Source organism: Rhizobium changzhiense, from assembly GCF_013087625.1.
Lineage (GTDB): Bacteria > Pseudomonadota > Alphaproteobacteria > Rhizobiales > Rhizobiaceae > Rhizobium > Rhizobium sophorae.
On sequence record NZ_JABFCQ010000001.1, the window covers coordinates 102,889 to 118,040 of the forward strand.

Below are 15,152 nucleotides of genomic sequence, written 5' to 3' on the forward strand. Positions count from 1 at the left end.
TCCGTTTCCTTAAGCCACGAACCGATTGATCGCCGCTTCGATGGTCATCGTTTCGCGGGCGCCGGTCTTGCGGTCCTTCACTTCCACTTCGCCGTTTGCGACCGCACGCGGGCCGGCGATGATCTGGACGGGTACACCGATCAGGTCGGCGGTCGCGAATTTCGTGCCGGCCCGGTCGTCGGTATCGTCGTAAAGCACATCCTTGCCGGCCTTGGTCAGCGCGGCATAGATCAGCTCGCAAGTATCGTCACAGGCCTGATCGCCCGCCTTCATGTTGATCACAACGATATCGAAGGGCGCGACAGATGCCGGCCAGATGATTCCGTTATCATCATGCGATGCTTCGATGATGGCGGGAACAAGGCGTGTCGGGCCGATACCGTAGGAACCCATGTGGACGAAGTGTTCCTTGCCGTCCGGTCCCTGCACTTTCGCGCCCATCGGCTCGGAATATTTCGTGCCGAAATAGAAGATGTGGCCGACCTCGATACCGCGCGCCGACAGGCGGTCGCCCTCGGGAACGGCGTTGAAGGCCGCCTCGTCGTGCATTTCCGAGGTCGCCGCATAGAGCGAGGTCCATTTGTCGAAGATCGCCTGCAGGCCCTCGACACTGTCGAAATCGGTGCGGTCGCCAGGAATATCGAAACCGACGAAATCCTTGTGGCAGAAGACCTCGGATTCGCCGGTGTCGGCGAGGATGATGAATTCATGGCTGAGATTGCCGCCGATCGGGCCGGTGTCGGCGCGCATCGGAATGGCGCGCAGGCCGAGCCGATCGAAGGTTCTGAGATAGGCGGCGAACATCTTGTTATAGGAATGCTCCGCCGCTTCGCGCGTCAGATCGAAGGAATAGGCATCCTTCATCATGAATTCACGCGAGCGCATGGTGCCGAAGCGCGGACGGATCTCGTCACGGAACTTCAGCTGGATATGATAGAGATTGAGCGGCAGGTCCTTGTAGGACTTGACGGAGGAGCGGAAAATATCCGTCACCATCTCTTCGTTGGTGGGGCCGTAGAGCATCGGCCGATCCTGACGGTCCTTGATGCGCAGCATCTCCTTGCCGTAGGCGTCGTAGCGGCCGCTTTCCTGCCAGAGCTCGGCCGATTGCAGGGTCGGCATCGACAGCTCGATGGCACCGGCGCGGTTCTGCTCGTCGCGGATAATGGCGTTGACCTTGTCGAGCACACGCTTGCCAAGCGGCAGCCAGGAATAAATGCCCTGCGACTGCTGACGGATCATGCCGGCGCGGAGCATCAGCCGGTGGGAGACGATTTCCGCCTCCTTGGGGTTTTCCTTAAGGATGGGCATGAAATAGCGGGACAGACGCATGGCGGATTCCGGAGCAGTTGAGATCCCGCAGGGGGCGGAATCGAAAGACCATTATTAATGTCGGGAGCGTTCATAGCCGCTTCGCGGCAGGAAGGAAACCCGCAACGGATGCCGGCAACCTCCCGGAAGCGCATGTTCGCACCCGCAAAATGAAAGGGCATGAAAAAGCGCGTGTTTATAAGGACTTGAACGAAAATCTTGTCAACAGAAAAATTTTGCTAGAGTGTAGCAAAAATGCAAAAAAAGCTGATGACAAAGCCCAATGTTTGAGCTAGTTTTAGCTCACAAAACAGGCAGGAAGTTAAATTCTTGCCGAATTCGCGGTCAAGTCTTGGGAGGATCAGATCTTAGGCGCGCTCGTCGCAGCCCCGGCAACGGTTACAGATCACGCGATACTTAAAACAAGGCTTTTAGCCTTGTTTTTTTTTGGCTTTTCGGCCTCCATGCCCATCCAAAAATCCGGCCGGCTTCCGTTAGGGAATGATCCTCGTTCCGTTACGAGAGCTCTTTGCCGCAACAGTATGACGCCGGTATGACGAAGTTCGCTTTCAATAGGTTTACATATGCTCAAAGTTTGAGCAAAAGCCATCCCTAATAGAAGCTGGGGCCGAGTTGCGGCAGGGCGTCGAAGCCCCAGCCGAAATAGGTGTCACAAACATACCAGAGGCCGTAGACCAAGGCCGAAATCAGCGTCGTCAGCGAAAACACGAAAGCGGCCCGAAACCGGGTGGGCGCGCTTGGAACGGTGCCGAGCACGACGTCGTTGTCGTCCGCCTGGGTGCGCAGGCCGATCGGCAGGACGGCAAAAAGCGTCATCCACCAGATGATGAAGTAGACGGCAAATCCCTGAAGAAAGATCTGGAGCATTACGGTTCCCGTTGGTGTCGCGCTGCTGCATTCCTTAAATCGGAATCGATTTAAGGAATGCAGCAATTTTAATTGTTACAGCGTCCTTTGCGCGTCTTAAAATACACGCGGCGCTGTAATGTCGCGTCCTTATACGGCGGAATGGCGACCAACTCAAAGAGGTGCCGTCTTCGGGTCACTCTGCCGCAGCAGGGCTTAAGCCTGTTCGAGTTCGATCAACGTGCCGAAGAAATCCTTGGGATGCAGAAAGAGCACCGGCTTGCCGTGCGCGCCGGTCTTCGGCTGGCCGTCGCCGAGCACCCTGGCACCCGCCGCTACCAGCCGGTCACGGGCGAGAAGAATATCGTCCACCTCGTAGCAGATGTGGTGCATGCCGCCGGAAGGGTTCTTTTCGAGGAAGGCTGCGATCGGCGAAGTATCGCCGAGCGGTTGCAGCAATTCGACCTTGGTGTTCGGCAATTCGACGAAGACGACGGTGACACCATGCTCCGGCAGAGCCTGCGGCTGCGATACGGCAGCGCCCAGCGTATCGCGATAGGCCGCCGTCGCCGCGGCCAGATCGGGCACGGCGATGGCGATATGGTTGACCCGGCCGAGCATGGTCAGACCTTGGTGACGAAGGCGGTGACAACGGGCTTCTTGCCCCAGGCTTGGTTCGCAGCCGAGCGAATGGCCCGGCGCACGGCCTCCTGCAGCATGTCAATATCCTTGCGGCGGGCGCGCGGAATGCTCTCGATGGCGCTGATCGCGGCGTCGAAGAGCGTGTCTTCCATCTCATCGCCCTCGTCGTCATAGACCGGCAGGCCGATCGAAACGAGATCGGGATCGCCGACGATGTCATAGCGGGCGTCGAGCAAGACGTTGACTGCGACATGGCCGACATAGGAGAGCTTCTTGCGCTCGCCGATACCCATCTCGTCGAAATCGCCGATCAGCGAGCCATCCTTATAGATGCGGCCATGCGGCGCCTCGCCGATCACCTCGACGGGACCGGGCGCCAGCCGCAGGATATCGCCGTTGCGCACGCGCGGCACGATCGCGATGCCGGATTGCTCGGCAAGTTCCTTATGCGCCGTCAGATGCGTCGCCTCGCCGTGCACGGGCACGACGATCTTCGGCCGCGTCCACTCGTACATCCGCTGCAGCTCATTGCGGCGCGGATGGCCGGAAACGTGGACCAGCGCCTCGGTATCGGTGATGATGTGCACGCCCTGCTCGACAAGGCCGTTCTTGATGTCCTGGATCGCCTTCTCGTTGCCGGGAATGGCGCGCGAGGAAAAGACGACGATATCGCCTGCCGCAAACGCCACATTGCGCATCTCGTCGCGGGAGAGCTTGGCAAGTGCGGCCCGCGCCTCACCCTGGCTGCCGGTCAGGATGACGACGACCTTGTCGCGCGGGATATAGCCGTATTCGTCCTCGGAGATGAAGGGCTTGACGCCTTCCATCAGGCCGATGTCCTGGGCGACGTTGACGACGCGCTTCAGCGAACTGCCGAGCAGCAGCACTTCGCGGCCAGCCGCCTCGGCAGCCTCGGCAACGGTACGGATACGCCCGACATTCGACGAGAAGGTGGTGATCGCCACCCTGCCCTCGGCATTCTCGATGATCTTGCGCAGGCTTTCGGACACATCCTTCTCGGAGGGCGAAACACCGTCGCGCAGCGCATTGGTGGAATCGCACATCAGCGCCAGCACGCCCTCGTCGCCGAGCTGGCGGAAACGTGTCTCATCGGTCAGGGGTCCGAGCGAAGGCTCGTGGTCGATCTTCCAATCGCCGGTATGGATGACATTGCCGACCGGCGTACGGATCATCAGCGACATCGGCTCGGGGATCGAATGGTTGACGGCCACACCTTCGATGCTGAAGGGGCCGACATTGATCGTATCGCCTGCCTTGAACGGCGTCACCGGCACTTCGCCGATCGTCGCTTTCTCGAAATTGCGCTTGGCTTCGAGCAGACCGGCGGTAAAACCAGAGGCATAGACCGGTACGTTAAGGCCGGGCCAGAGGTCGGCGAGCGCACCATAATGGTCTTCATGCGCATGGGTGATGATGATCGCCTTGAGGTTCTTTCGTTCGCTGGCGAGGAAGCGGATATCGGGCAGCACGAGGTCGACGCCCGGCAGGTCCGGGCCGGGAAAAGTGACGCCGCAATCGACCATGATCCACTGGCGATGCTCGGGCGGGCCGTAGCCATAGAGAGCGAGATTCATGCCTATCTCGCCAACGCCGCCCAGAGGCAGGAATACCAATTCGTCCTGTTTCGCCATAATTTTCGTTTGTTCCGCTATCCAAAAAACACATCACCGGCAGCAATGGGCATTATCCTGCCAGTGCCGGTATCGAGCATCAACAAGCCATTATCATCAATTCCGGCGAATTGTCCGGAAATCGATCTGTCCGGCAAATTCACCGTAATCTTTTCGCCGATGCCGCAGGCGATGGCGCGCCAGAGCGCCGTGATCTCGCCGATGCCGCGGCCCTCGTCCCATATTTCAAGCACTTCCGCCGTCGCGGCGAAGAGATGCGCGAAGAGTTCCTCCGGCGAAGCCGCACTTCCCTGCTGGCGCAGGCAGGTGACGGGGTAGAGCGGATTGTCGGGCATGACAGAGATATTGATGCCAATGCCGATGATCAGCGCGTAACGTCCGTCCGGCAGCCCCTCGCCTTCGACGAGAATGCCGCAGGTCTTCTTTCGACCGATGAGAATATCGTTCGGCCATTTGACCTCGAGCGGCTCGGCGCCCAGTGGCAGCACCCTGCGGATCGCCTGGTGCACGGCAACGGCGATCGCCAGCGGCAGAGAACCAAGGCGCTCCATCGGCGCCGGGTCGATCAGGAGAAGAGAAGCGTAGAGATTGCCGCGCTCGGAAACCCAGAGCCTGCCGCGGCGGCCGCGGCCGCCCGTCTGCCTTTCGGCGGTCACCCAGAGATTGCCGCCATCGCCCGCCCGAGCCCGGGCGAGGCATTCGCTGTTGGTGGACAATGTTTCCGACAGAGCCTCGTGCCTGAAATCGCCGAGCGATATCCGGCGCCGTCCGTCGGAAGCCATCAAAAGAGCGTCGCAGCAGCTAGCTCTGCCGCACCGCCGATCGGGCCGCCGATGAGGACATAGGCGGTGACGAAGAGACCGGAGAGACCAAAGACCAGACGCAGAGAACCGGAGACACGGGCGAATTCGCCGGTCGCCTCATCGAACCACATCAGCTTGATGACACGCAGATAATAGTAAGCGCCGACGACCGAGGCGAGAACGCCGATGATGGCGAGCGCATAGAGCTTGGCTTCGATGGCGGCAACGAAGACGAAGTACTTCGCGAAGAAGCCGGCGAGCGGCGGGATGCCGGCGAGCGAGAACATCAGCGCCGTCAGTACCACGGCCATGAACGGGTTCGTTGTGGAGAGGCCGGCGAGATCGTCGACATTTTCGACAACGGTGCCGTCCTTGCGGCGCATCGACATGATGATCGCAAAGGTGCCGAGCGTCATGACCATGTAGATGACCATGTAAAGCATGACGCCGGTGACGCCGGTCTGGTTGCCGGCGGCAAGGCCGACCAGCGCATAACCCATGTGGCCGATCGAGGAATAGGCCATCAGCCGCTTGATGTTCTTCTGGCCGATCGCGGCAAACGAGCCGAGCAGCATCGAGGCGATCGAAATGAAGACGACGACCTGCTGCCAGTCCGCCAGAACCGGCTGGAAGGCGGTGATGACGATGCGGGTCATCATCGCCATGGCGGCGACTTTGGGTGCTGCGGCAAGGAAGGCGGTGACCGGTGTCGGCGCGCCTTCATAAACGTCCGGCGTCCACATGTGGAAGGGAACGGCCGAGATCTTGAAGGCGATGCCGGCGAGGATGAAAACCAGGCCGAAGATCAGGCCGAGCGAACGCGCGCCCTCGACGGACAGCGCCTGGGCGATTTCGGAGAAGTGGGTGTGGCCGGTGAAGCCGTAGACCAGCGACATGCCGTAGAGCAGCATGCCGGAGGAAAGCGCGCCGAGGACGAAATATTTCAGGCCGGCTTCGGTCGACTTCAGGCTGTCGCGGTTGATTGCGGCGACGACGTAGAGCGCCAGCGACTGCAGTTCCAGCGCGAGATAGAGCGAGATCAGGTCGTTGGCCGAGATCATCAGCAGGATGCCGAGGGTCGCAAGCACCAGGAGAACCGGGAACTCGAACTTGTCGAGCTGATTTTCGCGTGCGTGGCCGATCGACATGAACATGGCGACCAGCGAACCGATGAGCGCCACCAGCTTCATGAAGCGCGAGAAGCCGTCGGCCATGTAGACGCCGCCATAGGCGAGGCCTTCTGCGGGCACGAAGAGCAGCCACAGGCCGGAGGCCAGCAGCAGGACGATGGCGAGGCCGGTGACGACAAGGCCCGACCGCTCGCCTGAGAAGACGCCGACCATCAACAGGACAAGGGCGCCGACCGCGAGGATGAGCTCCGGCGCGGAAAGATGCAGACTGAGGAGAATTGTTTCAGCGGTCATGTCCAATAAGTCCCGTCATCATTTCATAGACAGCGCAACATTCTGCGCTGCGTGCACGGCGGCCGTGTAGTTGTTGACCAGCAGATCCACCGAGGCGGCCGTCGCATCGAAGACCGGAGCCGGGTAAACGCCGAAGAAGATGGTCAGCGCGACCAGCGGGTAGAGGATCAGCTGTTCGCGCGGCGAAAGATCGAGCAGCGCCTTCAACTTTTCCTTTTCCAGCGCGCCGAAGATCACCCGGCGATAAAGCCAAAGCGCGTAAGCGGCCGAGAGGATGACGCCGGTGGCGGCAAAGAGCGCCACCCAGGTGTTGACCCGGAAGACGCCGATCAGCGTCAGGAATTCGCCGACGAAGCCCGACGTGCCGGGAAGCCCGACATTGGCCATGGTGAAGACCATCATCGCCACGGCATATTTCGGCATGTTGTTGACGAGGCCGCCATAGGCGTTGATCTCGCGGGTGTGGGTACGGTCGTAGACGACGCCGACGCAGAGGAAGAGCGCGCCGGAGACGATGCCGTGCGAGAGCATCTGGAAGATCGAGCCCTGAACGCCCTGCATGTTGGCGGCAAAGATGCCCATGGTCACGTAGCCCATGTGCGCCACGGAGGAGTAGGCGATCAGCTTCTTGATATCGTCCTGCATCATCGCCACCAGAGAGGTGTAGATGATGGCGATGACGGACAAGGCGAAGACGAGCGGCGCGAAATAATCGGACGCGACCGGGAACATGCCGAGCGAGAAACGGATGAGACCGTAGCCGCCGAGCTTCAAGAGCACGCCGGCCAGGATCACCGAGCCTGCCGTCGGCGCCTGAACGTGGGCATCGGGAAGCCAGGTATGGACCGGCCACATCGGCATCTTCACCGCGAAGGAGGCGAAGAAGGCTAGCCATAACCAGGTCTGCAGCGCCGGCGGGAACTTATAGGCGAGCAGCGCGGTGATATCGGTCGTGCCGGCCTGCCAGTACATCGCCATGATGGCGAGCAACATCAGCACCGAGCCGAGCAGCGTATAGAGGAAGAACTTGTAGCTCGCATAGACGCGGTCCTTGCCGCCCCAGACACCGATGATCAGGAACATCGGAATGAGGCCCGCCTCGAAGAAGACGTAGAACAGCACGATATCGAGCGAGACGAAGACGCCGATCATCATCGTTTCGAGGATGAGGAAGGCGATCATATATTCCTTCAGGCGCTTCTCGATCGAGAGCCAGCTCGCCAGCACACAGAAGGGCATGAGAAAGGTCGACAGGATGACGAACAGCATCGAGATGCCGTCGACGCCGACGTGGTAGCCGATGCCGGTGCCGAGCCAGTTATGCTTCTCGACCATCTGGAAGCCTGGATTGGCGTTGTCAAAGCCGGTCCAGATGAAGAGCGAGACGACGAAGGTGAAGACGGTGGTGATCAGCGAGATCCACAGCACGTTCTTCCGGCCGGTTTCGCTCTCGCCGTTCATCAATAGCAGGAGCACCACGCCGACCAGCGGCAGGAAGGTGACCGTTGAAAGAATAGGCCAATCGGTCATCAGAAGGAACTCCCGAGCATCATCCAGGTAACGAGCGCCGCAATGCCGATCAGCATGGCGAAGGCGTAGTGATAGAGGTAACCGGTCTGCAGGCGCACCACGCGATCGGTGACGGCGACGACGCGGGCGGCGACACCGTTCGGGCCGTAGGTGTCGATGACGCCGACATCACCCTTCTTCCACAAGAAGCGACCGAGCGCCTTGGCTGTGCGGACGAAGAGGAAGTCGTAGAGCTCGTCGAAATACCACTTGTTGAGCAGGAACTGGTAGAGCACGCGGTGCTGCTGCGCCAGGATGCGCGGCGTCTGCGGCGAGCGGATATACATGTACCAGGCGGTGACGAAGCCGAGCACCATGGCGATGAACGGGCTCAAAGCCACGAGTGCCGGCACATGGTGGAACTCTTCGACCAGTTCGTTCTCGGCGCCGGTAAAGAGCGCACCCTTCCAGAACTCGGCATATTCCTCGCCGTAGAACCGGCCCTCGAAGATCACGCCCGCAAGCACCGCGCCGATCGCCAGCAGATAGAGCGGCACAAGCATGACCTGCGGCGACTCGTGGACGTGGTGCATGACCTCATGCGAAGCGCGTGGCTTGCCGAAGAAGGTCATGAAGATTAGGCGCCAGGAATAGAAGCTGGTGAACAGAGCCGCAATGACCAGCAGCGAGAAGGCGAAGCCCGAGACCGGCGAATGCGATGCATAGGTCGCCTCGATGATCACGTCCTTGGAGAAGAAGCCGGCAAAGCCGATCGGCGTGAAGGGAATGCCGACGCCGGTGATCGCCAGCGTGCCAATGATCATCAGCCAGAACGTCACCTTGATGTGCGGCCGCAGGCCGCCCATGTAGCGCATGTCCTGCTCGCCATCGACGGCGTGGATGACCGAGCCGGCGCACAGGAAGAGCAGCGCCTTGAAGAAGGCATGCGTGAAGAGATGGAAGATCGCCGCGCCATAGGCCCCTACCCCGAGCGCCACGAACATGTAGCCGAGTTGCGAGCAGGTGGAATAGGCGATGACGCGCTTGATGTCGTTCTGCACGAGGCCGACGGTTGCCGCGAAGAAGGCGGTGATCGCGCCGATCACGGTGACGACGACAAGCGCATCGTGCGACAGTTCGAAGAGCGGCGACATGCGGGCGACGAGGAAGACGCCGGCGGTGACCATGGTGGCGGCATGGATGAGGGCCGAGACCGGGGTCGGGCCTTCCATCGCGTCAGGCAGCCAGGTGTGCAGCAGGAACTGCGCCGACTTGCCCATAGCGCCCATGAAGAGCAGCAGGCAAATGCCGGTCAGCGCATGCGCCTTGTCGAGCTGCATGCCGAAGAGGTTGAGGATCACCTCGCCTGCTTCGCCGGCGCCCTCATGCGGGGCGAAGTTCGAGGCATTGGCGAAGATAGTGTCGAGGTTGATCGAGCCGAACAGCACGAAGACGCCGGCAATGCCGAGCACGAAGCCGAAGTCGCCGACGCGGTTGACGATGAAGGCCTTCATCGCCGCGGCCGTCGCCGACGGCTTCTTGAACCAGAAGCCGATCAGCAGATAGGAGGCGAGACCGACGCCTTCCCAGCCGAAGAACATCTGGGCAAGGTTGTCAGCGGTCACCAGCATCAGCATGGCGAAGGTGAAGAGCGAGAGATAGGCGAAGAAGCGCGGACGATGCGGATCGGTATGCATGTAGCCGATCGAATAGACATGCACCAGCGTCGAGACAGTGTTGACGACGATCAGCATGACTGAAGTCAGCGTATCCACACGCAGCGACCAGGAGACGTCGATGCCGCCGGACTGGATCCAGCGCAGCACCTCGACCTTGATCGGACCGCCTTCGGCATGGCCCATGCCGACGGTGAAGAAAACGACCCAGGACAGGATGGCGGCGATAATCATCAGGCCGCTGGTGACATATTCCGAAGCCTTGGCGCCGATGGCGCGGCCGAAAAGGCCGGCGACGATCGCACCGATCAAGGGAAGAAAGACGATAGCCTTATAGAGGAACATGAGCCACTCAGCCCTTCATCATATTGACGTCTTCGACCGCGATCGAGCCGCGGTTGCGGTAGAAGACAACGAGAATTGCAAGACCGATCGCCGCTTCGGCAGCCGCGACCGTCAGGATGAACAGCGCGAAGACCTGGCCGACGATGTCGTTCAGGAAATGGGAGAAGGCGACCATGTTGATGTTGACGGCAAGCAGGATCAGTTCGATCGACATCAGGATGACGATGACGTTCTTCCGGTTGAGGAAGATGCCGAAGACGCCGAGCGTGAAGAGGATGGCGCTGACCGTCAGGTAGTGGGAAAGTCCGATGACCATGTTCTTTGTTCCTTGACCTGCCTTTAGACGCCCTGCCCGGGCTTGACCGAGACCACCTCGACGGCGGTGGCGGGCGTGCGGGCAACCTGCCGGGGAATATTCTGCCGCTTGATGTTGGTGCGATGCCGCAGCGTAAGCACGATCGCACCGATCATGGCGACCAGGAGCACCAGACCGGCGATCTGGAAGAAATAGACGTAGTTTGTATAGAGCACGTCGCCGAGGGCAGCCGTATTGGTGCGCTCGCTCAGCGCCGGGATCGGCATGGCGACGGACTTGGCGATCTCCGGCGAGATGACGCTGCCGCCGATGACGACGATCAGTTCGGCCGCCAGGATCACCCCGATCAGCCCGCCGATCGGCGCATATTCGAGAACCCCTGCCCTCAGTTCGGTGAAGTCGATATCGAGCATCATCACCACGAAGAGGAAGAGAACGGCGACGGCACCGACATAGACGACGAGCAGGATCATCGCCAGGAATTCGGCACCGGCCAGCAGGAAGAGGCCGGCCGCGTTGAAGAATACCAGGATCAGGAACAGAACTGAGTGAACCGGGTTCTTCGCCCAGATGACCATGAACGCCGACGCCACCGCGACAAAGGCGAAAAGATAGAAAAATAGAGCCTGCAGACCCATGTTGGTGCCTTTTTCATCTTCCCCCGGGCAGCCGGGAGTTTTTCTGCCCGATAGAACTTTGCGCGGCTGACCGGCAAAACTCCTGTGCATATTGACCGCGACCGAAGCGCTCAAGCTCCGTTACGGCATTTCAAAACTCGATCAGCGGTACGGCGAGTCGATCGCGATGTTGCGGGCGATTTCGCGCTCCCACCGGTCTCCGTTATCCAGAAGCCGCGCCTTGTCGAAATAGAGCTCTTCGCGGGTTTCCGTCGCGAATTCGAAATTCGGGCCTTCGACGATCGCGTCGACCGGGCAGGCTTCCTGGCAGAAACCGCAATAGATGCACTTCACCATGTCGATGTCGTAACGCACCGTACGGCGCGTGCCGTCGTTGCGGCGGGGACCCGCCTCGATGGTGATCGCCTGGGCAGGACAGATCGCCTCGCAGAGCTTGCAGGCGATGCAGCGTTCCTCGCCGTTCGGATAACGGCGCAGCGCATGCTCGCCGCGGAAACGCGGGGAGACCGGGCCCTTTTCGAAGGGATAGTTGATCGTCGCCTTCTGGCGGAAGAAATAGCGCATCGACAGAAAGAACGCGCCGACGAATTCCTTGAGAAACAGCGAGCTGATGGAGCCGGACAAGCTAGCCATCTTCAACCTCCAATTTTGCCGAAAACGAGAGCGGGCATCATCATGCCCAACCCGTCAGTTTCAGCACGAATGCAACGATGACGACCATGGCGAGCGACAGCGGCAGGAAAACTTTCCAGCCGAGGCGCATGAGCTGGTCGTAGCGGTAGCGCGGAACGAAGGCCTTGACCATCGCGAACATGAAGAACACCAGGCAGGCCTTCAGCGTGAACCAGATGATGCCTGGGACCCAGTTGAGGATCCAGATATCGACCGGGGGCAGCCAGCCTCCGAGGAAGAGGATCGTCGTCAGCGCACACATCAGGCAGACGGCCGCATATTCGCCGAGCATGAACATCATGTATGGCGAGGAGCCGTATTCGACCATGAAGCCGGCAACGAGTTCCGATTCCGCTTCCGGAAGGTCGAAGGGCGGACGGTTCGTCTCGGCAAGTGCCGAAATGAAGAAGATGATGAACATCGGGAACAGCGACAGCCAGTGCCAGTCGAGGAACGACGCCGGCAGGCCGAGCATGGTGCCGAGGCCGGTATGCTGCGCATTGACGATATCGGTCAGGTTCAGCGAGCCGACGCAGAGAAGCACGGTGACGATGACGAAGCCGATCGAGACTTCATAGGACACCATCTGCGCCGCCGAACGCAGCGCGCCGAGGAACGGATACTTCGAGTTCGAAGCCCAGCCGCCCATTATGATGCCGTAAACCTCGAGCGAGGAAATCGCGAAAATATAGAGGATGCCGACATTGATGTTGGCGATCACCCATCCGTCGGCAAGCGGCACCACCGCCCAGGTGGACAGCGCCAGAAGCACCGTCACCAGCGGAGCCAGCAGGAACACCGCCTTGTTGGCGCCGGCCGGAATGATCGGCTCCTTGAAGACGAACTTCAGAAGGTCGGCGAAGGACTGGAACAGGCCGAAGGGACCGACGACGTTCGGGCCGCGGCGCAGCTGCACGGCCGCCCAGATCTTGCGGTCGGCGAGCAGCACGTAGGCGATGAAGACGAGCAGGCAGACGAGAAGCAGCAGCGACTGACCGATCATGATGATCGCCGGCCAGACATAGGTCGAAAAGAAAGAATCCATAGTCCCCTGCCCTTACTCTGCCGCGACTTTGAAGTTGTTGCGGGCCAATGCCGAGCACTCCGCCATGACAGCCGAGGCACGTGCTATCGGGTTCGTCAAATAGAAGTCTTTCACCGGCGACGCAAACCCGGATTTGTTCATCTTGCCGGCTTTTTTCGCAACTGCGGCAATTTGGGCGCTATCGGTTTCGGCAATCTCGTCGATGGCAGCGAAATGCGGGAAAGCGGCATAGAGCCGGACACGCAATTCGCTGAGCGAATCGAAGGGAAGCTTCTTGCCGAGCACGTCGGAAAGGGCACGGATGATCGCCCAGTCCTCGCGGGCGTCACCCGGCGCAAAACCTGCGCGGTTGCCCATCTGGACGCGGCCTTCGGTGTTGACCCAGGTGCCGGACTTTTCGGTATAGGCTGCGGCCGGCAGGATGACGTCGGCATGATGCGCGCCGTTATCGCCATGCGAGCCGATATAGACGGTGAGCTTGGCCTTCTTGACGGTGAAGTCGAGTTCGTCTGCACCGAGCAGGAAGAGCACGTCCATCGCGCTCAGCATCTCGGCGGCATTGACGCCCTTGGCGCCCGGCACGAAGCCGAGGTCGAGGCCGCCGACACGCGAGGCAGCGGTATGGAGGACGGCAAAGCCGTTCCAGCCTTCGACGACCGCACCGACCGCGCCGGCAAGCTTGGCGGCACTGGCGAGAACGCCGGCGCCATCGGTGCGCGACAGCGCGCCCTGGCCGATGATGATCATCGGCTTGGCTGCGTTCTTCAGCACGTCCGCGAAGGCGTGGGTGCCGTCGACCAGATCCTTCAGCGTGTCGGGACCGCCGCCGAGGTAATCATAGTTGTAGCGCAGTTCGCCCGGCTCGCCGATCACGCCGATCGGGAACTTGCCGCGGCGCCAGCGCTTGCGGATGCGGGCGTTGAGGATGGCTGCCTCGAAGCGCGGATTGGCGCCGATGATCAACAGCGCATCGGCCTGGTCGATGCCCGATATGGTCGGGTTGAAGAGGTAGCTTGCACGGCCGAGCGACGGATCGAGTGCCGCCCCATCCTGGCGACAGTCGAGATTGACCGACCCCAGCGACTTCACCAGTTCGGAGAGCGCATACATTTCCTCGACGGAAGCAAGGTCGCCGGCGATTGCGCCGATCTTGTCGCCCGAGGTGGCGCCGACGGCGGCCTTGATGGCGCCAAAGGCTTCGGCCCAAGTGGCGGGCTGCAGGCGGCCGTCGCGGCGAACATAGGGCCGGTCGAGGCGCTGGGTCTTCAGGCCGTCCCAGATGAAGCGGCTCTTGTCGGAAATCCACTCCTCGTTGATCGCCTCATTGACGCGCGGCAGGATACGCATGACCTCGCGGCCACGGGTGTCGACGCGGATCGCCGAACCGACGGCATCCATGACGTCGATCGATTCGGTTTTGTTCAGCTCCCACGGGCGCGCGGTGAAGGCGAAGGGCTTCGAGGTGAGCGCCCCGACCGGGCAAAGGTCGACGACGTTGCCTTGCAGCTCGGAGGTCATCGCCTGTTCGAGATAGGTGGTGATCTCGGCATCCTCGCCGCGGCCGATCAGGCCGAGTTCGGAAATGCCGGCGACCTCGGTGGTGAAGCGGACGCAGCGCGTGCAGTGGATGCAGCGGTTCATCACCGTCTTGACGAGCGGGCCGATATACTTGTCCTCGACGGCGCGCTTGTCTTCCTGATAGCGCGAGGTGTCGATGCCGAAGGCCATCGCCTGGTCCTGCAGGTCGCATTCGCCGCCCTGATCGCAGATCGGGCAATCGAGCGGATGGTTGATCAGCAGGAATTCCATCACGCCTTCGCGGGCCTTCTTGACCATCGGGGTGTTGGTGAAGACCTCAGGCAGTTCGCCGTTCGGGCCGCCGCGGATATCGCGCACGCTCATGGCGCAGGAAGCCTGCGGCTTCGGCGGGCCGCCCTTCACCTCGACAAGGCACATGCGGCAATTGCCGGCAACCGACAGGCGCTCATGGAAGCAGAAGCGCGGAACCTCGGCACCGGCATCCTCGCACGCCTGCAATAGCGTGAAATGATCCGGAACTTCGATCTCGTTGCCGTCAATCTTCAGTTTTGCCATCGTCGCTCAGTCCTGTTTCCCGTTTGCCTGATGACGGCAAACAAACCTATTTTTGCAGCACTCTCATTGCCAAGCCGGATCTTTCGTCCTGCCGACATCTGATGTCGCCCAAATTCTCTGTCGCGCGTTCCAGGTCCGGAACCCGCACCGGCATCTTG

The 15,152-nt window shown here is 60.9% G+C and carries 13 protein-coding genes; all 13 read right to left on the reverse strand.

Annotation, left to right across the window (positions count from 1 at the left end):
* Positions 1-9: 9 nt before the first annotated feature.
* The 13 genes from proS to nuoG all read right to left on the reverse strand — a co-directional run bounded on the left by proS (position 10) and on the right by nuoG (position 14,994).
* Complete coding sequence (gene proS, locus G9X68_RS00530; RefSeq protein ID WP_168310736.1) at positions 10-1,332, reverse strand: proline--tRNA ligase; 1,323 nt, start codon at positions 1,330-1,332, stop codon at positions 10-12.
* A gap of 591 nt (positions 1,333-1,923) precedes the next feature.
* The gene (locus G9X68_RS00535) at positions 1,924-2,199 is read right to left on the reverse strand and encodes a DUF1467 family protein (RefSeq protein WP_003547401.1); all 276 of its coding nucleotides are present in this window, start codon (positions 2,197-2,199) and stop codon (positions 1,924-1,926) included.
* Between the two features lie 195 nt (positions 2,200-2,394).
* Positions 2,395-2,799 carry a methylmalonyl-CoA epimerase gene (gene mce / locus G9X68_RS00540; RefSeq protein ID WP_128439648.1) on the reverse strand — a complete coding sequence of 135 codons (405 nt, stop codon included), beginning with the start codon at positions 2,797-2,799 and terminating at the stop codon, positions 2,395-2,397.
* Positions 2,800-2,801: 2 nt separating this feature from the next.
* Positions 2,802-4,472 (reverse strand): ribonuclease J, encoded by a 1,671-nt coding sequence (locus G9X68_RS00545; RefSeq protein WP_171600867.1) that lies wholly within the window; start codon positions 4,470-4,472, stop codon positions 2,802-2,804.
* Positions 4,473-4,489: 17 nt separating this feature from the next.
* Complete coding sequence (locus tag G9X68_RS00550) at positions 4,490-5,254, reverse strand: biotin--[acetyl-CoA-carboxylase] ligase (protein WP_171600868.1); 765 nt, start codon at positions 5,252-5,254, stop codon at positions 4,490-4,492.
* Positions 5,254-6,699, reverse strand: coding sequence for an NADH-quinone oxidoreductase subunit NuoN (gene nuoN, locus G9X68_RS00555; protein ID WP_138387550.1), 1,446 nt, complete (start codon positions 6,697-6,699; stop codon positions 5,254-5,256). The genes G9X68_RS00550 and nuoN overlap by 1 nt, the downstream gene beginning before the upstream one ends.
* A gap of 18 nt (positions 6,700-6,717) precedes the next feature.
* Complete coding sequence (locus G9X68_RS00560; RefSeq protein ID WP_171600869.1) at positions 6,718-8,229, reverse strand: NADH-quinone oxidoreductase subunit M; 1,512 nt, start codon at positions 8,227-8,229, stop codon at positions 6,718-6,720.
* Positions 8,229-10,229 (reverse strand): NADH-quinone oxidoreductase subunit L, encoded by a 2,001-nt coding sequence (nuoL, locus tag G9X68_RS00565; RefSeq protein ID WP_171600870.1) that lies wholly within the window; start codon positions 10,227-10,229, stop codon positions 8,229-8,231. Before nuoL ends, G9X68_RS00560 begins: the two co-directional genes overlap by 1 nt.
* 7 nt (positions 10,230-10,236) lie before the next feature.
* On the reverse strand, positions 10,237-10,545 hold the full coding sequence (gene nuoK / locus G9X68_RS00570) for an NADH-quinone oxidoreductase subunit NuoK (RefSeq protein ID WP_027685143.1): 309 nt from the start codon (positions 10,543-10,545) through the stop codon (positions 10,237-10,239).
* 23 nt (positions 10,546-10,568) lie between these two features.
* Positions 10,569-11,183: an NADH-quinone oxidoreductase subunit J gene (locus G9X68_RS00575; RefSeq protein ID WP_033180330.1), complete on the reverse strand. Its 615-nt coding sequence runs from the start codon at positions 11,181-11,183 to the stop codon at positions 10,569-10,571.
* A 141-nt stretch (positions 11,184-11,324) separates the two neighbouring features.
* A complete protein-coding gene (nuoI, locus tag G9X68_RS00580; RefSeq protein ID WP_003547385.1) occupies positions 11,325-11,816 on the reverse strand; it encodes an NADH-quinone oxidoreductase subunit NuoI in 492 nt (163 codons plus the stop codon).
* Positions 11,817-11,856: 40 nt separating this feature from the next.
* A complete protein-coding gene (nuoH, locus tag G9X68_RS00585) occupies positions 11,857-12,900 on the reverse strand; it encodes an NADH-quinone oxidoreductase subunit NuoH (RefSeq protein ID WP_018241596.1) in 1,044 nt (347 codons plus the stop codon).
* A 12-nt stretch (positions 12,901-12,912) separates the two neighbouring features.
* Positions 12,913-14,994, reverse strand: a complete 2,082-nt coding sequence (gene nuoG / locus G9X68_RS00590; RefSeq protein WP_171600871.1) for an NADH-quinone oxidoreductase subunit NuoG — start codon at positions 14,992-14,994, stop codon at positions 12,913-12,915.
* Positions 14,995-15,152 lie beyond the last annotated feature (158 nt).